The sequence below is a fragment of the Flavobacterium sp. KACC 22758 genome, assembly GCF_028736135.1.
Taxonomy (GTDB): Bacteria; Bacteroidota; Bacteroidia; order Flavobacteriales; family Flavobacteriaceae; genus Flavobacterium; species Flavobacterium johnsoniae.
The window spans coordinates 5,327,189-5,351,196 of record NZ_CP117878.1 but is presented as its reverse complement, the minus strand read 5'-3'; the positions used below and the strand labels follow the sequence as shown (position 1 = coordinate 5,351,196).

The 24,008-nt window shown below is 35.4% G+C and carries 14 protein-coding genes; 9 read left to right on the top strand and 5 right to left on the bottom strand.

Annotated features, from left to right (window positions below):
* Positions 1-23: 23 nt before the first annotated feature.
* From PQ462_RS22875 to lepA, 3 genes are all read right to left on the bottom strand, one after another.
* A complete protein-coding gene (locus PQ462_RS22875; RefSeq protein ID WP_274251719.1) occupies positions 24-983 on the bottom strand; it encodes a helix-turn-helix transcriptional regulator in 960 nt (319 codons plus the stop codon).
* 142 nt (positions 984-1,125) lie between these two features.
* Positions 1,126-1,743: an outer membrane beta-barrel protein gene (locus tag PQ462_RS22870; RefSeq protein WP_012022875.1), complete on the bottom strand. Its 618-nt coding sequence runs from the start codon at positions 1,741-1,743 to the stop codon at positions 1,126-1,128.
* 270 nt (positions 1,744-2,013) lie between these two features.
* The gene (gene lepA / locus PQ462_RS22865; RefSeq protein WP_012022874.1) at positions 2,014-3,810 is read right to left on the bottom strand and encodes a translation elongation factor 4; all 1,797 of its coding nucleotides are present in this window, start codon (positions 3,808-3,810) and stop codon (positions 2,014-2,016) included.
* Between the two features lie 485 nt (positions 3,811-4,295).
* Here lepA and PQ462_RS22860 point away from each other — a divergent pair, with 485 nt between their 5' ends.
* Positions 4,296-4,505, top strand: coding sequence for a hypothetical protein (locus tag PQ462_RS22860; RefSeq protein ID WP_274251718.1), 210 nt, complete (start codon positions 4,296-4,298; stop codon positions 4,503-4,505).
* A gap of 55 nt (positions 4,506-4,560) precedes the next feature.
* Here the strand turns inward: PQ462_RS22860 and PQ462_RS22855 are convergent, their stop codons facing one another.
* Entirely contained in the window at positions 4,561-5,298 is a 738-nt protein-coding gene (locus PQ462_RS22855; protein ID WP_012022872.1) for an NUDIX hydrolase, read from the bottom strand.
* A 22-nt stretch (positions 5,299-5,320) separates the two neighbouring features.
* Positions 5,321-6,037, bottom strand: a complete 717-nt coding sequence (locus PQ462_RS22850; RefSeq protein WP_121359861.1) for an NUDIX hydrolase — start codon at positions 6,035-6,037, stop codon at positions 5,321-5,323.
* Positions 6,038-6,553: 516 nt separating this feature from the next.
* Between PQ462_RS22850 and PQ462_RS22845 the strand changes: the two genes are divergently transcribed.
* The 8 genes from PQ462_RS22845 (at position 6,554) to PQ462_RS22810 (ending at position 24,007) form a co-directional block, all read left to right on the top strand.
* Positions 6,554-9,667 carry a SusC/RagA family TonB-linked outer membrane protein gene (locus PQ462_RS22845; RefSeq protein WP_274251717.1) on the top strand — a complete coding sequence of 1,038 codons (3,114 nt, stop codon included), beginning with the start codon at positions 6,554-6,556 and terminating at the stop codon, positions 9,665-9,667.
* A gap of 10 nt (positions 9,668-9,677) precedes the next feature.
* The gene (locus PQ462_RS22840) at positions 9,678-11,249 is read left to right on the top strand and encodes a RagB/SusD family nutrient uptake outer membrane protein (RefSeq protein WP_274251716.1); all 1,572 of its coding nucleotides are present in this window, start codon (positions 9,678-9,680) and stop codon (positions 11,247-11,249) included.
* 22 nt (positions 11,250-11,271) lie between these two features.
* Positions 11,272-12,642 (top strand): hypothetical protein, encoded by a 1,371-nt coding sequence (locus PQ462_RS22835; RefSeq protein WP_274251715.1) that lies wholly within the window; start codon positions 11,272-11,274, stop codon positions 12,640-12,642.
* 83 nt (positions 12,643-12,725) lie between these two features.
* Positions 12,726-15,209 (top strand): glycoside hydrolase family 2 TIM barrel-domain containing protein, encoded by a 2,484-nt coding sequence (locus tag PQ462_RS22830; protein ID WP_274251714.1) that lies wholly within the window; start codon positions 12,726-12,728, stop codon positions 15,207-15,209.
* Positions 15,210-15,404: 195 nt separating this feature from the next.
* A complete protein-coding gene (locus PQ462_RS22825; RefSeq protein ID WP_274251713.1) occupies positions 15,405-17,804 on the top strand; it encodes a glycoside hydrolase family 31 protein in 2,400 nt (799 codons plus the stop codon).
* Between the two features lie 229 nt (positions 17,805-18,033).
* Positions 18,034-20,040 carry a glycoside hydrolase family 97 protein gene (locus PQ462_RS22820; protein ID WP_274251712.1) on the top strand — a complete coding sequence of 669 codons (2,007 nt, stop codon included), beginning with the start codon at positions 18,034-18,036 and terminating at the stop codon, positions 20,038-20,040.
* Positions 20,041-20,107: 67 nt separating this feature from the next.
* Positions 20,108-21,679 (top strand): GH39 family glycosyl hydrolase, encoded by a 1,572-nt coding sequence (locus tag PQ462_RS22815; RefSeq protein ID WP_274251711.1) that lies wholly within the window; start codon positions 20,108-20,110, stop codon positions 21,677-21,679.
* A 90-nt stretch (positions 21,680-21,769) separates the two neighbouring features.
* The gene (locus PQ462_RS22810; RefSeq protein WP_274251710.1) at positions 21,770-24,007 is read left to right on the top strand and encodes a glycoside hydrolase family 3 C-terminal domain-containing protein; all 2,238 of its coding nucleotides are present in this window, start codon (positions 21,770-21,772) and stop codon (positions 24,005-24,007) included.
* Position 24,008 lies beyond the last annotated feature (1 nt).

Genomic DNA, 24,008 nt, shown 5'->3' with positions numbered 1-24,008 from the left:
GATAATTCTATCAGGAGTTTTTTCTATAAAAGCCTTTGTTTGTTGATTTCTAATAATTTCAAAACATTGGTTTTTAATATTTCAGGTTCCAGAATTTCGGCATAATCTCCAAACATAAGAAACCATCTTGGAAATGCACTAGTAATATCTCTTGACATAAAAGTCATTTCTATTTTTTCATCGACTTCTTTTTGTGAAATAAAACCATGATATTTTCTCTCAGTTGCCAAATATCTCGCGATTTTACGGTCAATTAAAAGACGGACTTTTGTTGTTGGGCAGGTTTCAGTTTTGGTTAAATAGGTTTCCAGCGCATCGTGTTCAATCGTAAAATCAATATCTGTTTTTTTTATTTCCTGAATTCTGTCGGTTCTAAACTGTCGGTAATCTTTTCGAAGATGGCAGTATCCCAGAAAATACCAATTATTATTATCATGAAAAACCCCTACTGGCTCCAGATTACGTTGAGTAGTTTCGTCTTTATCAAAAGTTTTATAGGTTAAAAGAATTTGTTTTTTCTCTGCAATTCCTTCAAAAAGAACCGCCAAAGTGTTTGGCGAATTATCATTAAACATTGGTTCTGCATCCTGCATTACAATTCTGGATTCGATGTTTGAAAGATAATCTTTGTCGTTACTTCTTAAAACAGACTTCAGTTTGTACATCGCAGATCCATAATGTGTTCCCAAAGAAGGATCAGTAAACTTCTGCATTAGTTTTTCGGCAGCAATAAAACTGCTTACTTCTTCGCGGGTAAACATTACAGGAGGCAGTCTGTACCCGTCCATTAAAGCATAACCAACTCCAGCTTCACTGTAAATAGGAACTCCAGAAGCTTCGAGAGTTCGAATATCCCTGTAAATCGTTCTTAAACTGCATTCAAAACGATCTGCCAATTCCTGCGCTTTTACAATTTTTTTTGATTGTAATTGAATCAGAATGGCAACAATTCTATCAAATCGTTTTGGGGTTTCGTCTAGCATTTCTTTTAAGATTCTAAGGTTCTGAGCAGCTAAGCATTTTTTACAGCTTTAAAGATTCAAAGATACAAATGAAAAAAGTAAAGAAAATAAAAAAAGCTGTTCCAAACTGGAACAGCTTTTTTTAATAAATCGTAGAAATGAATTAAAATCTGTACAAAACTCCAAATTGAGGCTGATCGAAAATGTTCTCAAATAAATTGATGTTTAATTGAAAAGTATCAGACGATGGACCATTTTCTGGAGAAACACTGTTGTAAGCCAAAACATTTGCCAAAACAAAAGTTACTGCGATGTTTTTAGTTACAAAGTAATTTAATCCCACATTAATATCAGCAGTTAAGCTGTTATCAGTATCACTGCCGGCCAGCGGTGTTTCGGTTTTATTTCTTCCATAACCTAAACCAACTTCAGCATACGTTTTCAAACGTTTTTTGTCCAATTCTAAGAAATAATAACGAGCAAAAGCGCCAATTCCGAATACATTGGTTTTAATACCTGTTGCTTCTTCTTTATTACTGGAGTAATCTATTTTTGCTCCAACTGCAAATTTGTCATTCAATAAATAGCCAAACTTTGGACTGAATCCATAATAATCATTCTCGCCTCCGGTACTAATTTTTATTGAACCCTCGAGAATCATGTCGCCTTGTTGGAAGGTCACGCCTTTTGCAGAGTTCATTTCAGAGTCGACTTCATCCTGTTGAGCATTTGCAAATGAGAAAGTCAGCATTGATAAAATAATAAAAAATCTAGTTTTCATGATATTAGTTTTAAAAGTTGTAAGATTAAAGTTATATTTTAATGTTAAAACTTTTGAGAATCCTAATCGAATGCATTAAAAAAGAAGCTATAGAGTTAATAATCCTGCGTTTTTATAAGTATTTCCCTGTTTATTTTTGAGGATATTTTAAGATAATTTGGTTTTTAAAATGGATAATAATTAAATATTTGCGAATAAAAAAACCGATAACATCAGTCATCGGGTTTCTATATATTTTTAATACTTAGTACTTAAATCTTAATACTAAATCTAGTCATTCAATTTCAAAACAGCCATAAATGCTTCTTGCGGAATTTCAACATTTCCTACCTGACGCATACGTTTTTTACCTTTTTTCTGTTTTTCAAGAAGTTTACGCTTACGCGAAATATCTCCACCATAACATTTTGCGGTAACGTCTTTACGAAGCGCTTTAATCGTTTCACGAGCGATAATTTTTGCTCCAATTGCTGCCTGAATTGGAATGTCAAATTGCTGTCTCGGAATTAACTCACGTAATTTTTCGGTCATTTTTTTACCAATGTTGTAAGCGTTATCCTCATGGATCAATGCAGAAAGCGCATCAACAGTTTGTGCATTTAAAAGAACGTCAAGTTTCACTAATTTCGAAGTTCTCATTCCAATGGGAGAGTAGTCAAAAGAAGCATAACCTTTAGAAACTGTTTTTAAACGATCGTAAAAATCGAATACAATTTCGGCCAATGGCATATCAAAGTTTAACTCAACACGTTCTGTAGTTAAATAAGTTTGGTTGGTAATTAAACCACGTTTTTCAATACATAAACTCATAACGTTTCCAACGAAATCAGCTTTTGTAATAATTGTAGCTTTAATAAATGGTTCTTCAACTCTGTCTAGTTTTGAAGGTTCCGGTAAATCTGAAGGATTGTTTACAATTAATGCTTTTTCAGGCTCTTTTTTAGTGTAAGCCAAATACGAAACGTTAGGAACTGTTGTAATTACAGTCATATCGAATTCACGCTCTAAACGTTCCTGGATAATTTCCATGTGAAGCATTCCTAAGAATCCGCAGCGGAAACCAAATCCTAATGCAGCAGAACTTTCAGGAGTAAAAACTAATGAAGCATCATTCAGCTGTAATTTTTCCATAGAAGAACGTAAATCTTCGTAATCTTCTGTGTCAACAGGATAGATACCGGCAAATACCATTGGTTTTACATCCTCAAAACCAGTAATCATATTTGTAGTTGGTACTTTTGCATCTGTAATTGTATCACCCACTTTTACTTCGCGGGCTTCTTTAATTCCAGAAATCAAATAACCAACATCTCCTGCCGAAACCACATTTTTAGGAACCTGATTTAATTTTAAAGTTCCAATTTCGTCAGCAAAATATTCGTTATCAGTAGCCATGAATTTAATTTTCTGGCCTTTTTTGATTTCACCATTTACAACTCTAAAGATTACCTCAATACCGCGAAACGGATTGTAAACTGAGTCAAAAATCAAAGCTTGTAATGGTTCTTCCGGATCTCCTTTTGGAGGAGGGATTTTTTCAATAATTGCTGCCAAAATATTTTCAACACCAAAACCAGTTTTTCCCGAAGCATGAATAATATCTTCTAATTTACATCCTAGTAAATCGATAATATCGTCGCTTACTTCTTCTGGATTAGCACTTGGTAAATCAACTTTGTTTAAAACCGGAATGATTTCTAAGTCGTTTTCAAGAGCTAAATATAAATTTGAAATCGTTTGTGCCTGAATACTCTGAGCCGCATCTACAATCAAAAGCGCACCTTCACAGGCAGCAATAGATCTGGAAACTTCGTATGAAAAGTCAACGTGTCCCGGAGTATCAATTAAGTTTAAGATATATTCTTCGCCTTTGTATTTGTATTCCATTTGAATGGCGTGACTTTTTATGGTAATACCACGCTCGCGCTCCAGGTCCATGTTGTCAAGCAATTGTGCTTTTTCTTCACGAGCTGTAACGGTTTGTGTTGCGCCTAGTAATCTGTCCGCCAATGTACTTTTACCGTGGTCAATGTGTGCAATAATGCAAAAGTTACGAATCTTCTTCATTTTAGTATATCAGTTCTCTATCGAGTTTAAGTATTTTTTTGATGTAAAATGCGCTGTAGCAATCGCTTTAACACATATTATCAAGTGGCAAAGATAGCGCAAAGTTTTGGATTCTGGAATTTAGTTGAAGGATTTTGAAATTTGAAGCCAAAAAGCTGTATTTCAATACCTAAACACATTCATTCTTTTATAATTACGGTTTGCCATTCAATCAAAAACTTGAAGAATGTTTGTGTTTATAGATTTATTTCAATCGTTGTTTGTCGAAAAAACAGCCAAAATGAATTTTAGCCGGGTTATTTGTAAAATTTGTGCGAATAATTGTCGTTTAGATTAAATATGATTATACTTGTAGTCATTATAACCATAAGATTGATCAGCTTTGGTTTTTTGCATTATTTTCTTAGAATTTATCTGTGCACGAGATACATCTTCGAAGTAATAAAATGAGTTTTTACTATTTACTAATTTAACCCCAACAAATTATGAAAAAACAAACTATGCAGCTTGCCGCTAAATTTGGCAGGCTTTCAAATGAAGAAATGAAAAATATAAATGGCGGCGTAACACCCGTTGGCCGATTTACTGTTCCTAAAAGTATTTGTGCTTCAGGATATGGTTTAGTAGCCACGGGCTGTCAGGGAAGTTCTTATCCTATGCTTGATGGTTATACCTGTGTTTTGACCTGTTTATAGTCAAATTGAATTCAAAAAAAAAAATGGGCATCTATTATTGATGCCCATTTGTATTTTAAAACTCAAAATTAAATCCTTTTTCGGTCAGTTTTTTATAAATATCCGGATCAAATTTGTAGAGTTTTGCAGCTCTGTGCGATACATCCTGTTGTTTTTCGTCGAGAGCGACTAATAATTTCATGTGCAGAATTTTTCGTCTAAAGTTTGATTTGTCCAATTCAATTCCAAGAATTTCTTCATACAAATGCATCAACTGCAATAAAGTAAATTTTTCTGGCAGGAGATTAAAACCAATTGGTGCCTGGCGCACACGATTTTGAAGTTGTAATAAACTGAAATTTAAAATTTCGTTATGGTCAAAAATTAAATTTGGGATTTCTTTAATCTTACACCATTTTGCTTCTCGCACATCTAAACTGGCTTTTACATTATAATCTTCCTGATTTACGAGAGTATAATATCCAATTGTTACAATTCGACGGTCTAAAACACGACTCGGATTTGTAAATGCTTTTAACTGTTCCAGGTAAATGTTGTCAAGACTAGTAAGTTCATAAATAATTCGGTGAGCGGCATCATCGGCACTTTCTTGTCTTTTCATCCAGCCTCCAAGAAGTCCCCAGCTTCCTTCGCTTTCTCCTCCGGCATGTTGAACTAAAAGTACTTCAAGGCTTTCTTTTTTGAAACCAAAAATTACGCAGTCAACTGAAATACCATCAATTTCGGGTGTTACAGTATTGGCGGCAATGCAGCTGTTTGTTTGTGAGTTTTTTTTAGATGATGATATTGCCATTGTATGCTTTTATAAGCGGTTTTTAAAATTCAAAATTGAATCCTTTTTCAGTCAGTTTTTTATAAATATCCGGATCAAACTTATATAGTTTAGCTGCTCTGTGTGAAACATCTTGTTGTTTTTCATCTAAAGCGACCAATAATTTCATGTGCAGAATTTTTCTTCTAAAATTAGATTTGTCCATTTCAATTCCAAGAATTTCTTCATAAAGATGCATTAACTGGAGTAAAGTAAACTTTTCCGGAAGCAGATTAAATCCAATAGGAGCCTGACGAACACGGTTGCGAAGATTTTGTATACTGTAAGATAAAATCTCATTGTGATCGTAAATCAAATCCGGAATACTGTTGATTTTGTACCATTTGGCATCAGATGCTGTAAAACCGGCTTTAATATTGTAATCTTCTCTTTTTACAAGAGCGTAATATCCTATAGTTATAACACGTCGAAGCGGAAAACGATCCGGATCTCCAAAAGCCTTAAGCTGCTCCAGGTAAATATTATCAAGTCCGGTAAGCTCGTTCAATAAACGATGTGCGGCATTATCTGTACTTTCTCTTTTATAAATCCATCCGCCGGGAAGTCCCCATTTGCCTTTACTAATACCTTCAGCATGCTGCACTAAAAGGACTTCAAGACTTCCTTCATCAAAACCAAAAACAACACAGTCAATGGTTATTGCATTCATTGCATTTTGTTCGCTTTTTGCAACAGATTCGGCATCTACTTTTTTATCCATGTGCGAAATAAATTTTGACAAATTAAACAAATAAAATGCATAACTGCCTTTTTTGATTACTTAATATTTTTTTAACAAAGCAAAAAATTGACGTTCAGTGATTTAAATTTTACTAAAAAAATGATCTGAAAATTTAATCTTCTTTAAATGTCTGATTATCAAATTTATAATTGGAAGTTTTTTCTGAATCTTTTATTTCTATTTAGTAAGAGATCTTATTGTATTGACAAAAACACCTTACTATAAATCAGAATCAAAAAAAAATAACCTTAATATTTTGCTAAAATAGAAAAAAAGTTTTACACTTGTAGTCAAATTTACCATAAGATAAGTTCATGATGACTATAAGTTTTAAACGAACCATTTTATGCTTAACAAAATCAGTCGAAAGTATTTTAAATAATTTGATGATTTCACTACAAACCATTCTCTATGAAACTTACACTTTAATCAATAAAAACCGTAACTAACTTAAATTTAAACCAACTCTTATTAACTATGAAAAGCAAAGATTGTATGAAAACAACAGTTTTATCGTTTTGTACGACGCTGTTGTTTAGCTTATTTATGATACAGACGGGTTATGCTCAGGCACAATCCAAGTCTGTAAGTGGAAATGTAACATCGGCTGTTGACGGAATGGGAATCCCGGGAGCCACTGTTGCAGTAGAAGGAACAAAAATTGGTGCCGCCACTGATTTTGATGGCAATTATAAAATAGAAGCAAAAACAGGCGACGTACTTGTATTTACTTTTATTGGATTTAAAACTCAGAAAGTAACTGTAGGAACTCAAAAAACAATTAGTGTTACTTTACAGGAAGAAACTTCAGAACTTAAAGAAGTTGTGGTTATTGGGTACGGTTCTCAAAAGAAAACTTTAGTAACCAATGCTGTAACTCAGGTAAGTGGTGAAAATCTTGCCAAAACAAATACTACAAATGCGCTTCAGGCATTGCAGGGACAAGCTGCCGGAATCCAGATTACTTCTACTTCGGGACAACCGGGTGAAGGGTTAAATGTAGTTATCAGAGGTGTAGGTTCAACAGCAGGAAGTACTCCGTTATACGTGGTAGATGGAATACTTACAAGTGATATTTCTTATTTAAGTAACTCAGATATCGAATCGATTTCTGTTTTAAAAGATGCTGCATCTGCCGCTATTTATGGTTCTCAGGCTTCTAATGGAGTTGTCTTGGTGACAACCAAAAAAGGGAAAAGAGGTGCTGCAGGACAAATTACTTTCGATCAGTATTATGGTGTGCAGTCAGTAGCCAGAAAAGTAGATTTATTAGATGCAACTGAATACGCTACTATTTTAAATGAAGCAGCAGTAAATTCAGGAAAAAATCCATATTTTACTAATGCTCAGATTGCCAGTATGGGTTCAGGAACAAACTGGATGGACAAAATGCTGGTTGATAATGCTGCTACTAAAAATTTCTCTTTTGGTGCATCGGGAGGTTCAGAAACTTCTGTTTACTCTTCATCTTTGTCTTATTTAGGACAGGAAGGAGTTGTAGGAGGTAAAGATTTATCTAACTATGAGCGTTATAATTTTAGATTCAATTCAGAACATAAATTATACAAAGATGTACTTACTTTCGGTCAGAACTTAAGCTTTGCTTACATCAACAAAAACGGTATTGGAGTTGGAAATCAATACAATAACTCTTTAAGAAGTGCATATCAGGTATCTCCATTATTACCAATGTACGATGCAAATGGCAACTATTACGACAGCAGCCCAAACAACGAACCTTGGCTGGCTGGTCAGGCAAATCCTTATGCATTAATGGTATACAACAACCAGAATGAAAGCAATAACCAAAAATTGCTTGGAAATGTTTATTTGCAAATTGAGCCAATAAAAAACCTGACATTCAAGACTACTTTAGGACTTGATTATTATGCTGGTGAAGGACATTCTTATACACCAATATACCGTTTGTCTATCTACGCAAACACTGCTTTTGATAAAGTAAATCAAAACATGAACAAAGGTAAAACGCTTACTTGGGATAACTTATTGACTTATAAGTTTAATGTTGCAGACAATCATCATTTTGAAACTATGGTGGGTACTTCATCTATTAATTTTGACGGTACTACAATTGATGCTACAAATGCAGATTCGTTTTTTGATGATTTAGAACATGCCTGGTTAGACAACACTACCAATAAAGATGGGGCTAAAATTGCCTTTAAAGGAATTAAGCAGCAAACTAAAAGAATGTCTTATTTTGGAAGGTTAAATTATAATTATAAAGAAACTTATTTATTAAATGCAACTTTTAGAGTTGACGGATCTTCAATTTTTTCTAAAGAAAATGAGTGGGGGTATTTCCCATCTGTTTCAGGAGGATGGATTGTATCAAACGAAGAATTTTTGAAAGACTCAAAAGTTTTAAACTTTCTTAAATTAAGAGCAAGCTGGGGACAGGTTGGAAATCAGAATGCAAGGGCTTTCCAATACTTATCACCAATAAAAGTGAATAATACAAACTATTCTTTTGGAGATGAAGAAGGAGTATTGACTCCGGGTGCATATCCAAACAGATTGTCTAACTTAGATTTAAAATGGGAAACTTCAGAGCAGATTGACCTTGGTTTTGATGCCAGATTTTTAAATAACGCTTTAAATCTTAATGTTGATTTTTATAAAAAAACAAACAAAGACTGGTTAATACTTGCTCCAATTTTAGCAACTGCCGGTGCCGATGCTCCTTTTATTAATGGTGGAGATGTAGTCAATAAAGGGGTTGAGGTAAGCTTAAGTTATCAAAATAAAATTGGTGATTTTAATTACAGCGTAAGTGCAAATGGTGCTTACAATAAAAATACTGTTGGCCAGATACCTGCAGAAGGCGGAATAATTCACGGACTGCCAAACGAACTTTATGATAACTCAAGCGAATTCTACAGAGCACAAAACGGATATCCGTTAGGTTATTTCTGGGGATATAAAACAGGAGGAGTTTTCCAGAATCAGGCACAAATTGACAATTACAAATCTGCAAACGGTGTAGTATTACAGCCTACTGCAGCTCCCGGAGATATTATTTATGTAAACACCAACGGAGATGATAAAATTGATGCAACAGATAAAACAAGCATAGGAAATCCTAATCCTGATTTTACATACGGGTTCTCTATTTCTGCAAATTACAAAGCTTTTGATTTTTCATTAATGGCAAATGGTGTAGCAGGAAATCAAATCGTACAATCTTACAGAAACCAATCTAATGCTTATGGAAATTATACTACTGCAATATTAGATCGCTGGCATGGTGAAGGTTCTTCTAACACAATGCCAAGAGTAACAGAAGACAACCGAAACTTTACGCAGTTTTCAGATCTGTATATTCATAATGGAGATTTCTTAAGAATTAATACCGTAACATTAGGATTTGATTTAGCAAAAATGAAACAGTCAAAACCATTTTTTGCAAGTCAATTTAGAGTTTATTTCTCAGTATTAAATCTGTACACTTTTACCAAATATAATGGTATGGATCCTGAAATTGGATTTGGTTCTTCAAATGATGATCAAAAGTTTTCGTCAGGGGTTGATGTGGGTTACTATCCAAGACCAAGAACATTCATGATGGGATTAAATGTTAAACTTTAATAATAAAAAAATGAAAAATACCTATTTATATATTTTCTTTTTGGGTTTATTGTCTCTAGGTTCTTGCAGTTTAGAAACTGAGCCGTTAACACCAATAGATACAAGCTTTTATAAAACAAAAAATGATGCTTATGTAGCATTAGTGGGCTGTTATGACGGATTACAAGTGGCAACAGGAGGAGCAGGTCTTGGAGTTCCGGTAGTAAGTGAAGTAATGTCAGATGATTGTTTTGGAGGAACCGGAAATTCTGATGGCTACAATTATGCAGCAATAGATGAGTTTGATATTTCACGCTCTCCTGGAGATGTTGATTTACTTAATAACAATTGGGTAGCTTATTACAAAGCGATTTACCGATGCAATATGCTGTTATCTAAAATGGATCAGATTGAATGGGATGGAGATACAGCTTTAAGAAATACATACGAGTCTGAAACTAAATTTATCAGAGCATACCTTTATTTTGAAATGGCTCGTTTATGGGGAAGCGTGCCTTTATTGACAGCACCTTCTTCTGAAAATGTTCCTCAGGCAACACCTGAAGAAATTTATAAACTAATAGCTGAAGATTTGGTATTTGCTTCAACCAATCTGCCTACAGAAGCTTATAACGTTAAACCAAACGGACGCGTTACAAAATGGGCAGCAAAATCTTTACTAGGACGTGTTTACCTGTATTATACAGGATATTATGCAAAAAATGATTTAGCTGGTGTAGTTACAAAAACTCAGGCATTAGCTCATTTAGAAGATGTTATAGCCTCAAGCGGTCATGGTTTAGTAGATGATTTCGCGGCTTTATGGCCGGCAGCTTCAGTAGAAAAATATGCAGGCGAAGCCAATAGAGAATTTGTGTTTTCTATAAAATATACTTACACAAGTGATTATAACGGAAATACAGACGGTAACCAATGGATGGTAATGTTTGGAATGAGAGAATTTTCATCTTATCCTTATGGCCGCGGCTGGGGAGTTACCGTAAATGCAAAATTATGGAATGCTTTCAGTGCTACAGATACAAGACGTGCAGCTAGTATAATTGGAATTGACGAAGAAAAAATAAAATTTGATAAAAAGAACAGTCAGAGAGAATATACAGGTTATTACAACAAAAAATATTCACCAATGGTTGACAAAAACGGAGTAGATCTTCCAATTACTTTAGGAAGCCAGTTTTGGGATATCAGTCAGTTTCAGGATTATGTAGTATTAAGATATTCAGATGTTTTATTGATGGCAGCAGAATTAGGAAGCGGTAATGCACAGGCTTATTTTGATGCTGTTAGAAAAAGAGCGTACAAAGATAATTTTGTATCATCGCCTGCAACTATTGATAATATTATGAATGAGAGACGTTTAGAGTTTGCTCTTGAAGGCATAAGATATTATGATTTATTACGCCAAGGTATCGGAAAAGCTTCTTCAAGTATTGCAGAATCAACGACATTATTGAGCGGCGGAGTTGCGGGAACAAAAACAATTACGGCAGCTAAGATTCAGGAAACAAAAGGGCTTACTCAAATTCCGAATACGCAGATCACATTATCCGGAGGAGTTTTAAAACAAAATGCCGGTTGGTAATTCTAACTAAAAAATCAAAGAAATGAAAAATATTAAATTATTAGTGACATCATTTTTGATGTTAACGGCATTGCTGATATCATCTTGTTCTCCAGATACATACTCTTTGGATGAACCGATGGATAAATCCGATATACATTTTGAAATTACTCAAGACCTTGCAGCAGACCCGGGAGGAAATACTGTAATATTGAAAAACACAACACCAGGAGTTGTTCTTACATGGGATTATGTAACAGGAAAATCCAACAAAGCGGTTGAAACAGTAAAGTATGCCTTTAAAGGTAATTATACGATAAAAATTTCTGCGGTTACTGATGGAGGAATTGTAGAGTTAGACCCAGTAACAGTAACAGTTTCAGTAGATAACTTAAAATATGTAAACGATCCTCTTTGGACAGCTTTATCAGGTGGAGTTGGAAAACAAAAATCATGGGTATTCGACAATGGTAAATATGGTTTAGCACCAGGAGCAATGTCTTATGCAGACCCAAGCGGAACTGTTGAATGGGATAATTTTAGTCCAAACTGGGAACCATCCGGAAATGCTAATTCAAGTACAGATGCAGACATGCACTGGGGAAGATATATGACTTTCAGCCTTGAAGGAGGACCTTTTATGACTGTTCACGAAGCAGATGGAACAACAATAGAAAACGGATCTTATTTCTTAGATATTAATGCTCATACCTTAACAACAAATGGAGCAACAATTCTAAGACCTGACAACTATATTGCAAATGCAAGTAATTGGACATCAAATATCAAAGTGTTAAAACTGACAGATAACCAGTTAAGAATTGCTATCATGAGAACCAACAGTGAGGGTGCATGGTGGTATATCTGGAACTTTGTTTCTAAAGAATATGCAGATAATTATGTGCCTATAGTAACTGAACCTGTTGTTGATGAAGGTTTTAATCCAACTTTTGCTTCAGGTGAATTGTTAAAAATGCTTACTGGAGGTGTTGGTGCAGGAAGAATCTGGGCTCTAGATGCAGCAGGAAATCCTGTAGATTGGTTAGCAGCTGGTATTGGATGGACAACAGGACCGGGAAGTTCTTCTGACTGGGGATGGAATCCTGACTGGACAGCTGTTGCAAATAATTCTTGGATACGTTTTGACCAATACGGAGGTAAACAGAATTATACAAGAAGCCAAAATGGTGTGGTAACTTCTGGATTGTTTACTATTAATGCAGAAACCAACGAAATCAATTTAGGGTCAGAAACATTAATTCAAAACCCGTCAAGCTGGATGAACCCAACAACCAATGTGATTAAAGTAGTAAAAGCATATAACAGCGATTTCGGCACTAAAGGTATTTGGTTTGGAACATCTTATGATGCAGGTAAAAATGAATGGTTTGTGTTCCACTACATAATTCCTTAAAAATTCAGAAAGATTTTTTAATTTACTAATAACTTGGAAGCAGCGTTAAAAACTGCTTCCAGGTTATTAAAATTTATAAAACAATGTTGCAGCTAACTTCATATAAAAAACTAGGATTACTATTTGCAGGCTTTCTTTTATTGACAGCATGCAAATCGTCAACAGATCAAAAATTTAGTAACCGAAAAGTTTCTTTTAATGCAGATTGGAGCTTCCATCTTAACGACAGTATTGCAGATAAAGATACTATTGGAGCGAGAACAAAATGGAGAACTTTAGACGTTCCGCACGATTGGAGTATCGAAGGAAAATTTGATGAAAAAAGTCCTGGCGGTTATGGCGGAGGATCGCTTAACGGAGGTTTGGGCTGGTACAAAAAAACATTCAAAGTAGCTGCAGAAGACAGCACAAAAGTTACTTCAATTACTTTTGACGGCGTTTATAAAAACAGCGAAGTCTGGATAAACGGACATTATTTAGGAAAACGTCCAAACGGATATATTGGTTTTCAATATGAAATTACGCCGTACTTAAATTACGGAGACAAAAACAACGAAATAATTGTAAAGGTTGACAATTCAAAACAACCAAATTCACGCTGGTATTCAGGTTCAGGAATTTTTAGAAATGTCTGGATCGAAACTACAGATAAACTTCATGTGGGACAATGGGGAACGTATATTACAACTCCAAAAGTTACAGCTGAAAAAGCTTCTGTAAGTATTGAAACCACAATAAAAAATCAATACAAAGAAGGTAAAAAAGCCACAGTAACGACCACTATTTTTAAGGAAGACAAAAAAGTAGCATCGGTTACTCAAGATATAACAATCAACGCCAACGAAAATCAAACTCTGAATCAATCGGCGGAAGTTGAAAATCCGATTTTATGGTCAGATGAAAAACCGGAATTGTACACAGCAGTTACCGAAATTTCGCTTGACGATAAAATCATCGATCAATACAAAACCACTTTCGGAATCAGAGATTTTAAATTCGATTTAAACAAAGGTTTTATTTTGAATGGAAAACAAGTCAAAATAAAAGGTGTTTGTATGCACCACGATTTAGGTCCGTTAGGGTCTGCAATCAACACGCGTGCCATCGAACGTCAGTTGGAGATTCTGAAAGAAATGGGCGTAAACGGAATCAGAACTTCTCATAATCCGCCTGCTCCAGAGCTTTTAGAACTCTGCGATAAAATGGGTTTCATTGTTATGGATGAAGCTTTTGATATGTGGAAACAGACCAAAACCAAATACGATTACGGAAACGATTGGGACAAATGGCACAAACAAGATCTAATCGATCAATTGTTGCGCGACCGAAATCATGCGAGTATTTTTATGTGGAGTATCGGAAATGAAATTCCAGAACAATGGAGTGAAAAAGGTGTTGAAATTGCGAAAGAATTGGCCGCAATTACACGTCAATATGACAAAACTCGTCCGTTAACTGCAGGAATGAATCCGCCAGTAAACATGAATATTGATGCCGTAACTTTACAATTTGAGAAAAAAGAGGTATCGATTAATCCGCTTGCAGGATCTGGAGTTTTAGATTTAATCGGATACAATTATGCGCATCAAACTTTTGAACATCATCTAAAGAACTTTCCAAATACACCTTTTATTGCAACCGAAACTACTTCTGGTTTACAAACAAGAGGATATTACGATGCGGTTTCAGACACCATCAAAAAATGGCCGGTTAGTTGGGATAAAAAATTTGAAGGAGGAAATCCTGGAAATACGGTTTCGGCTTACGATCAGGTGCAGACACCTTGGGGCTCAACTCATGAAGCGACTTGGAAAATCATCAAAAAACATGATTTCTTGGCAGGAATGTACGTTTGGACAGGCTTCGATTACATCGGAGAACCAACTCCATACGAATGGCCAGCGGTAAGTTCGTATTTCGGAATTGTTGATTTAGCCGGTTTCCCGAAAGACGTTTATTATATGTACCAAAGCGAATGGACAGACAAAACCGTTTTGCACATTTTTCCGCATTGGAACTGGAAACCAGGACAAACTGTTGATGTTTGGGCCTATTACAACAAAGCCGATGAGGTTGAACTTTTCGTAAACGGAAAATCGGTTGGAAAAAGAAGTAAAAAAGGAGACGATTTACACGTAATGTGGAGAATTCCTTTTGAAGCTGGAACTTTAAAAGCCGTTTCTCGCAAAGACGGAAAAGTGGTTTTAGAAAAAGAAATTAAAACGGCTGGAAATCCTTCTCAATTAAAACTGACTGCGGACAGAAGTACAATTAAAGCTGATAAAAACGATTTGTCATTTATCACAGTTGATATTTTAGATGATAAAGGAACGATTGCACCAAATGCGAATAACGAAATTAATTTCTCTTTAAAAGGGAACGGAAAAATCGTAGGCGTTTGCAGCGGAGATCCAGTTAGCCACGAATCATACAAAGGAAATAAACATACGGCCTTGGCTGGAAAATGTCTGATAATAGTTCAGTCTGGAGATAAATCAGGAAGATTAGAATTAACCGCAAAAGCAAATGGATTGAAACAATCAACAATTGTAATTACAGCTGAATGATAATTATAATACATTAAATTTTAAACACATAGAATCATAGATTTTTTGTTTGTGAAAAAGAAAATTAAAAGAAACTAGTTTCTAACACATAGCTATGTTGGTTTAAACAAGTGAAACGCCTTTTTAAAGACTCCGATGAGCTATGATTCTATGTGTTTAAAAGATTTTAAGATATATAAAGAATAAAACTAACTCATGAAAAACTCAAAACTAACCGCATTATTTTCTGCTCTTATGTTTGGATTTTTGGCAGTTCCAAATGCTAATGCTCAAATCCAAAATGCAGACGTATTAAATGCACCAATAGATATAAGCAAAGATTTTCAGAACTATCTGAACACTTTTTATTTTGCAGACGAATTGGCTTCTTTTGATCCTGCAACAGGAAAAGGAACGATCAAATATCTGCGATACAATTATAAAACACGTCAGGCTTTCAACAACATGATGATGAAACCGGATGTTGAAAAAGCAAACGAATTTCCAACAACAGAATATGCAGAATCTCCTGTTTTGCCATTCGAAATTCAGTTTGTTTCAGATCGAACAGTTAGAATCAAAACGACTTCTGGACCGCAGTTTCATCCGCAGGCAGCATCTCTAATGCTGGTTGACGGCGTTGCGCCAAATCACCCAGAATTATGGAAATATGCTAAAATCGAAGGCGGTCATAGTTATACAAGTAAACACGGAAGAGTTGAAATTTTAACGAAACCATGGCACGTAAAAATCTACGATGAAAAAGGAAAATTGCTGACAAGCACACTTCACGATACTGACTTTAAAAATACTTATACGCCGACACTTCCATTTTCTTATGTTCGCAGAAACAGCGATTATTCTAGAAGTATGGGAGCGGCTTTTAGTTTAGAACCAGACGAAAAAATATTTGGTTGCGGTGAATCATTCACACAATTCAACAAACGCGGACAAAAAGTAGTTTTATGGACAGATGACGCTAACGGAATCCAAAATGAAACCATGTATAAACCAATTCCGTTTTACATGAGTAGCCGTGGTTACGGAGTTTTCATGCATCATTCCACACCAATTACAGTTGACTTCGGAAAGTATTTCTCAAGTGCCAACGAAATGTACATTGGAGACGACGAAGCCGATTTGTTTTTCTTTATCGGAGAACCAAAAGATATTTTAGATCAATACACGAATTTGACTGGAAAAGCAGCAATGCCACCACTTTGGTCATTTGGTTTCTGGATGAGCCGTATTACCTATTTCTCTGAAAATGAAGGAAGAGAAGTAGCAAGAGATTTACGTAAATACAAAATACCAACAGATGTTATTCACTTTGATACAGGTTGGTTTGATGTAGATTGGAGAAACAACTACGAGTTTGCAAAATCTCGTTTCCCAGATGCGACAAAAATGATGTCTGATTTAAAGAAAGACGGTTTCCAAGTTTGTCTTTGGCAGTTGCCTTATTTCACACCAAAGAACACTTTGTTCCCTGAAATTATGGATAAAAACTTGGCGGTAAGAGATAGAAAAGGAAATCTTCCATACGAAGACGCCGTTTTAGATTTCTCAAACCCAGAAACGATTTCTTGGTACCAAGGAAAATTGAAAAAGTTATTTGACGAAGGCGTTGCGGTTTTCAAAGTAGATTTTGGAGAAGCAGCACCGCCAGATGGAATTTACCATTCTGGTAGAACAGGTTTCTATGAGCATAACTTATACCCATTAAGATATAACAAAGCGGTTGCAGAAATTACTCAGAAAGAAAAAGGATATACTTTAATCTGGGCAAGAAGTACTTGGGCTGGATCACAGCGTTACCCTTTACATTGGGGAGGAGATTCTGAAACTTCAAACGGAGCAATGTCGGCAGAATTACGCGGCGGACTTTCATTAGGATTAAGCGGATTCAGTTTCTGGAGTCATGACGTTGGAGGATTTGCTACAAAATCTCCTGAAAATATTTACAGAAGATGGACACCATTCGGAATGTTTACTTCACACGTAAGAAGCCACGGAGAACCGCCTCGCGAACCTTGGTTGTACAGCAAAGAATTCTTAGAAGGATTTAGAAAAGCTGATAATATGCGTTACGAATTAATGCCTTATATCTTCGCACAAGCGAAAGAAAGTTCTCAAAAAGGTTTGCCAATGATGCGTGCTCTTTTTGTAGAATATCCAAACGATCCAGGGGCTTGGTTAGTGGATAATCAATATCTATTTGGTTCAAGCATGTTGGTCGCACCACTTTTTGAAGAGGTTGAAGAAAGAGACGTTTACCTTCCAGAAGGCACTTGGATCGATTACCAAACTAAAAAAGTATATCAATCTGGCTGGCATAAAATTAAAGCGGGCGAAGTGCCAATCGTAGTTTTGGTAAAAGACGGAACTGCAATTCCACATATCGGTTTAGCGCAGTCTACAAAAGATATGGATTGGAGCAAATTGACATTGAAAGTTTATGCAAGCGACAAAACCACTTCGGCAACAGCTAAAGTATTTTTACCAGAAGGAGATGCAGTACAAGAAATAAAAGTGAACAAAAACGGAAACAATTTCGATGTAGTTGCAAATCCGTTAAACGGAAAAACCACTTTTAAAACCGAGTGGGCAAAGTAAAAAAGTTAGCCACTAATTGCACGAATTTCCACGAATTAAATTGGTGAAAATTTGTGCAATTCGTGGCGAAAAAATATAGCCACAGATTAAAGGATTAAAAAGATTAAAATAAAATCTGCTCCCGATAGCTATCGGGACTGCGTGAAAAAAACATGAAGAAAAAATCCTTTCTAATCCTTTTATCCCGATAGCTATCGGGAGTGGCAAAAAAAATATAATACCAAAAAACATGAAAAACTATCTAGTTCTCCCTGCCGTATTGTTTTCGATAGCAATAGGCTACAGTCAAAAAACGAAAAGCGCTTACGAATTGGCATCGCCAAACGGAAAGAATACAATCAAATTTGAGCTGGTAAAAAATGCTCCAAAATATGCCGTTTCTCACGGAAAGACAGAAGTAATTTCTCCGTCAGATATGGGATTTGTATTAAAAGGAAACGAAGACCTAAGTTCAAATTTTGAAATAAAAGGAGCTAAAACTTCTACGTTTGACGAAACTTGGGAACAGGTTTGGGGAGAAAAGAAAAATATTAGAAATCACTACAACCAATTAGTAGTTGATTTACAACAGAAAACTGGAAACAAAAGAAAATTACAAATTCAGTTTCGTGCTTTCGATGACGGAGTAGCTTTTAGATATGTTTATCCGAAACAAAATGTAAAAGACAGTATTTTCATCATGGATGAAAAAACAACTTTCAACTTAAAAGAAGATGGAAAAGCGTGGTGGATTCCTGCAAACAGAGAAAACCGTGACGAATATCTTTTTAAAGATGCTCCAGTAAGTACATTAGATACGGTTTTAACTCCGTTAACAATTGAAAGCAAAAACGGATTAGCGTTAAGTTTTCACGAAGCAAACTTGATCGATTTTGCAAGTATGACTTTGGTAAACACAAAAGGAACAGAACTAAAATCTGATTTAGTGCCTTGGGCAGATGGAATAAAAGTTCGTGTAAAAGATACTTTCACTTCTTCTTGGAGAACACTTCAAATTGGAGAAAATCCGGGTGAATTGATTACTTCTTATTTGGTTTTAAATCTTAACGAACCAAACAAATTAAAAAACACAAACAGCTATTTCAAACCGTATAAATATTTAGGAATCTGGTGGGGAATGCACATTGGGAAATATACTTTTTGGGAAAGCGACAAACAAGGCGCAACAACCAAACACGCCGAAGAATATATTGATTTTACAGCAAAAGAAGGTTTCCATCATTTATTGATCGAAGGCTGGAACAAAGGCTGGACTCCGGGTTGGTATGAAAACCGTATGCACATGTTTAGTTTTACAAAAAATGCAGACAATTTCGATCTTGAAAAAGTGGTTGAATACGGAAAGAAAAAGAACATCGAATTAATCGGATACCACGAAACAGGTTCCAACTTAATTAACTACTTAAAAGAAGTTGACGAAGGTTTTGCTTTATACAAAAAACTTGGAATTCATACCGTAAAAATCGGTCACGTAGGTTCTAAATTAAATATGAAACAAATGCATTTCGGGCAGTTTGGAGTAAATTATTTCAGATATATTTTAGAAAAAGCAGCACAATATGATTTAGCAGTTTTATACCACGAATCAATAAAAGATACGGGAGAAAGAAGAACTTTTCCAAATATGGTTTCAAGAGAAGCAGCGCGCGGGCAAGAATATAACGCTTGGAGCGAAGGAAATCCGCCAAACCACTTAAGCATAATTCCGTTTACAAGATTACTTTCTGGCCCAATGGATTTTACACCTGGAATTTTTGATGTTGAGGTAAAACAAGGTTATCCGGGAAAAAGAATTCAGGGAACAGTTGGACAGCAATTGGCATTGTATGTTACAATTTATTCTCCAATTCAAATGTTAGCCGATCTTCCAGAAAATTACGAAGGAAAACCAGCTTTACAATTCTTAAAAGATGTTCCAACAGATTGGGAAGACACTAAAATCTTAGAAGGAAAAATTGGTGAATATATTACAACAGCAAGAAAAGACAGAAATAGTGCCGATTGGTATTTAGGAACTTTAACAAATGAGAAACCAAGAAACGTAGAAGTTTCATTATCATTCCTTGATCCAAATGCAGCTTACGAAGCACAAATTTATGTTGATGCCGAAGGAATAGATCAAACACACAATCCAGAAGCCGTAGCAATTTCTAAGAAAACAGTAAAAGCTTCAGATAAATTACAGTTGAAATTAGGCGGAGCTGGCGGTGGAGCTGTTAGATTTAAAAAGCTATAATTATTAATTTCTCAAACCCGACAGGTTTTAAAAACCTGTCGGGTTTAATAACACAACACATTTTCAGATGAAAAGAATTTTAATAGTATTGGTTTTAATTCATTCAATCCAAATTATTGGACAAAACAATAATGCTGAAAATCGAATCATAAAAGTTGATTATAAAAAAGAAGCAGGAAAATTAAACACCATGTTCAAGGAATGCATTGGAGCCGGAAGAGCAAATGAAGGTCTTCGTGCCGACTGGCAGCAACAATTGGCATTGGTAAAAAAAGAATGCGATTTTAAATACATCCGTTTTCATGGTTTATTGTCTGATGATATGGCCGTTTATCGCGAAGACGAAAAAGGAAATCCAGAATACAATTACCAATATGTAGACGTTCTGTTCGATTATATTGTTAGTCTGAAAATGAAACCGTTTGTAGAATTAGGTTTTATGCCGAATGCATTGGCAAGCGGAAAAGAAACTATTTTTTGGTGGCGCGGCAATGTAACGCCTCCAAAAGATTATAAAAAATGGGAAGATTTAGTTCGAAATTTAACCCAGCATTTTGCGGCACGTTACGGAGATGAAGAAGTAAAAACATGGTATTTTGAAGTTTGGAATGAGCCTAACTTATCACCAGGTTTCTGGACAGGAACGCAGGCAGATTATTTTAAATTATACGATTACGCAGCTCGTGGCGTAAAAGCCGTAAATCCTGCCTATAAAGTTGGCGGACCAGCAACGGCAGGCGCAGCATGGGTTCCGGAAACAATTGATTTTTGTGCTAAAAATAATGTACCATTAGATTTTATTTCGACACATACCTATGGTGTAAACCAAGGATATTTGGACGAATTCGGAACTTCTGGAACAGTTTTGAGTCCAGACGTAAATAGTGTAAACGGAGATGTTATTAATTCGCGTAAGCAGATTACCAATTCAGCTAAACCTAATTTAGAACTGCATTATACAGAATGGAGTTCATCTTACACGCCGGCAGATCCAATTCACGATAGTTATCATTCGGCAGCTTATATTCTACAGAAATTAAAACAAGTTGGTAATGCGGCAAACTCTATGTCATATTGGGTTTTTACCGATATTTTTGAAGAACCAGGACCAAGATTTACACCTTTCCACGGCGGTTTCGGATTATTGAATACGCAGGGAATCAAAAAACCGGCTTATTTCTCTTATTATTTATTGAATAAATTAGGAGAAACAGAACTTCTAAATTCAGATAAAGCTTCTTGGACTTCTAAAAATGCAAAAGGAGATGTTCAGGTTTTATTGTGGGATTTTACCAATACACATCCCGGCGATAAAGAGTTGAATCAAACGTATTATATAAAAGATCTTCCATCAAAAGAAAAAGGAAATGTAAAACTGGAGATTGACGGAATGCAGAAAGGAAAATATCTTTTAGAAATTTACAAAGTGGGTTACAAAGTAAATGACGCTTACGCAGATTATCTGGCGATGAATAAACCAAGTCAGTTAACACGTGAACAGGTAAATTTAATAAAAGAGAAAAATAACGGTGCGCCTATTTCGACAGAAAAAATTACAATTGACGGAAAAGGAACTTTCAGCAGAGAATTCAAAATCAATGAAAATGATGTTGTAATGCTGAATTTAATCAAGCAATAATTAAAACCACAAACATAAAAGTAATATTAACTGTATTTAAAGATTCTGAGTCAGGAATCAAATCTTTAAATAAAAAGAACCTAACTATCTATGAAAAACAAAATGATATACCTTTCTGCAGCTTTGGTTTTTGCATTTTTTACTTCTTGTAAAAATGAAACACAAACTTCAGCTTCAAATTCCAGCCAGACTGAAGAATATGTTGGGAAAGAAATCAGTACAGATCATGATGCCGAAATCGACAAACTGATTTCGCAGATGACATTAGAAGAAAAAATAGGAATGCTTCACGGGAACAGTATGTTTGCCAATGCAGGTGTAAAACGTCTGGGAATTCCAGAATTAAAAATGGCTGATGGTCCGTTGGGAGTTCGCGAAGAAATTTCAAGAGACAATTGGGCTCCGGCAGGATGGACAAACGATTTTGCAACGTATTATCCGGCAGGAGGTGCTTTAGCAGCAACTTGGAATGCAGAAATGGCACATACCTTTGGAACCAGTTTAGGAGAAGAATTACGCGCAAGAGACAAAGATATGCTCCTTTCGCCAGCGATCAATATGGTAAGAACACCGCTTGGAGGAAGAACATACGAATACATGTCTGAAGATCCGTTTTTAAATAAAAAAATAGCTGTGCCTTTGGTTGTTGGTTTACAAGAAAAAGATGTAATGGCGTGTGTAAAACACTATGCAGCAAATAATCAGGAAACAAATCGTGATTTTGTCGATGTACAAATTGACGAGCGTACACTTCGTGAAATTTATCTTCCCGCTTTTGAAGCTACTGTAAAAGAAGCAAAAGCATACAGTATAATGGGGGCTTATAACAAATTTAGAGGCGAATATTTATGTGAGAACGATTATATGCTGAATAAAATCCTTCGTGATGAATGGGGATTTAAAGGAGTTGTAGTTTCAGATTGGGCCGCGGTGCATTCAACAGCAAAATCTTTGAAAAATGGTTTAGATATTGAAATGGGAACACCAAAACCTTTCAACGAATTTTTCTTAGCCGATAAATTAATTGCAGCAGTAAAATCTGGAGAAGTTTCTGAGAAAGAAATTGATCTGCATGTAAAACGTATTTTAAGAGTTTTATTTCAAGTGAAAGCAATGGGCGGAGGCGAGCGTGCAAAAGGAAGCATCGCAACCGAAGCACATTACCAAGACGCTTACAAAATTGCAGCTGAAGCTATTGTATTGTTGAAAAACGAAAATAATGCACTGCCATTAAAATTAGATGGAGTTAAATCTATTGCTGTTATTGGAAACAATGCAACAAAGAAAAATGCTTTGGGCGGATTTGGTGCCGGAGTAAAAACAAAAAGGGAAGTTACACCTCTTGAAGGTCTTAAAAACAGATTGCCTTCATCAGTTAAAATCAATTATGCTGAAGGATATTTAGAGAAATATGAGGAGAAAAATAAAGGAAATTTAGGAAATATTACTTCTACAGGACCAGTTACAATTGACAAATTAGATCCTGCAAAAGTTCAGGAAGCTGTAGAAGCCGCTAAAAAATCTGATGTTGCCATTATTTTTGCAGGTTCAAACCGAGATTACGAAACAGAAGCTTCAGACCGTAGAGATTTACACTTGCCATTTGGACAAGAAGAATTAATCAAAAAAGTAATAGAGGCAAATCCAAAAACGATTGTAGTAATGATTGCCGGCGCTCCGTTTGATTTGAATGAAGTAAGTCAGAAATCATCAGCTTTAGTTTGGAGCTGGTTCAATGGTTCTGAAGGTGGAAATGCTTTGGCTGATGTTATTTTAGGAAAAGTAAATCCGTCAGGAAAATTACCTTGGACAATGCCAAAACAACTAAAAGATTCTCCTGCACATGCCACAAACAGTTTCCCCGGAGACAAAGCGGTTAATTATGCTGAAGGAATCTTAATAGGATACCGTTGGTTTGATACTAAAAACGTAGCACCATTATATCCTTTTGGTTATGGATTATCATACACAACTTTCGCACTTGATAATGCCAAAACAGATAAAGATTCTTACGCTCAAAACGACGTAATTGAAGTTACGGTTGACGTTAAAAACACTGGAAAAGTAGATGGAAAAGAAGTAGTTCAATTGTATACTTCAAAATCTGATTCAAAAATTACCCGTGCGGCACAGGAATTAAAAGGATTCAAAAAAGCAGATGTAAAAGCTGGTAGTTCTGAAAAAATAACAATCAAAGTTCCAGTAAAAGAATTGGCTTACTATGATGTAGCTGCTAAAAAATGGACAGTTGAGCCAGGAAAATACACAATTAAGTTAGGAACTTCTTCAAGAGATATTAAAAAGGAAATTAACTTCACAATCAAATAAA

Excerpts from the sequence above, each read along its gene's own strand:
- PQ462_RS22875 (WP_274251719.1), bottom strand. The coding sequence starts at position 983 with ATGCTAGACGAAACCCCAAAACGATTTGATAGAATTGTTGCCATTCTG.
- PQ462_RS22870 (WP_012022875.1), bottom strand. The coding sequence starts at position 1,743 with ATGAAAACTAGATTTTTTATTATTTTATCAATGCTGACTTTCTCATTT.
- lepA (WP_012022874.1), bottom strand. The coding sequence starts at position 3,810 with ATGAAGAAGATTCGTAACTTTTGCATTATTGCACACATTGACCACGGT.
- PQ462_RS22860 (WP_274251718.1), top strand. The coding sequence starts at position 4,296 with ATGAAAAAACAAACTATGCAGCTTGCCGCTAAATTTGGCAGGCTTTCA.
- PQ462_RS22855 (WP_012022872.1), bottom strand. The coding sequence starts at position 5,298 with ATGGCAATATCATCATCTAAAAAAAACTCACAAACAAACAGCTGCATT.
- PQ462_RS22850 (WP_121359861.1), bottom strand. The coding sequence starts at position 6,037 with ATGGATAAAAAAGTAGATGCCGAATCTGTTGCAAAAAGCGAACAAAAT.
- PQ462_RS22845 (WP_274251717.1), top strand. The coding sequence starts at position 6,554 with ATGAAAACAACAGTTTTATCGTTTTGTACGACGCTGTTGTTTAGCTTA.
- PQ462_RS22840 (WP_274251716.1), top strand. The coding sequence starts at position 9,678 with ATGAAAAATACCTATTTATATATTTTCTTTTTGGGTTTATTGTCTCTA.
- PQ462_RS22835 (WP_274251715.1), top strand. The coding sequence starts at position 11,272 with ATGAAAAATATTAAATTATTAGTGACATCATTTTTGATGTTAACGGCA.
- PQ462_RS22830 (WP_274251714.1), top strand. The coding sequence starts at position 12,726 with ATGTTGCAGCTAACTTCATATAAAAAACTAGGATTACTATTTGCAGGC.
- PQ462_RS22825 (WP_274251713.1), top strand. The coding sequence starts at position 15,405 with ATGAAAAACTCAAAACTAACCGCATTATTTTCTGCTCTTATGTTTGGA.
- PQ462_RS22820 (WP_274251712.1), top strand. The coding sequence starts at position 18,034 with ATGAAAAACTATCTAGTTCTCCCTGCCGTATTGTTTTCGATAGCAATA.
- PQ462_RS22815 (WP_274251711.1), top strand. The coding sequence starts at position 20,108 with ATGAAAAGAATTTTAATAGTATTGGTTTTAATTCATTCAATCCAAATT.
- PQ462_RS22810 (WP_274251710.1), top strand. The coding sequence starts at position 21,770 with ATGAAAAACAAAATGATATACCTTTCTGCAGCTTTGGTTTTTGCATTT.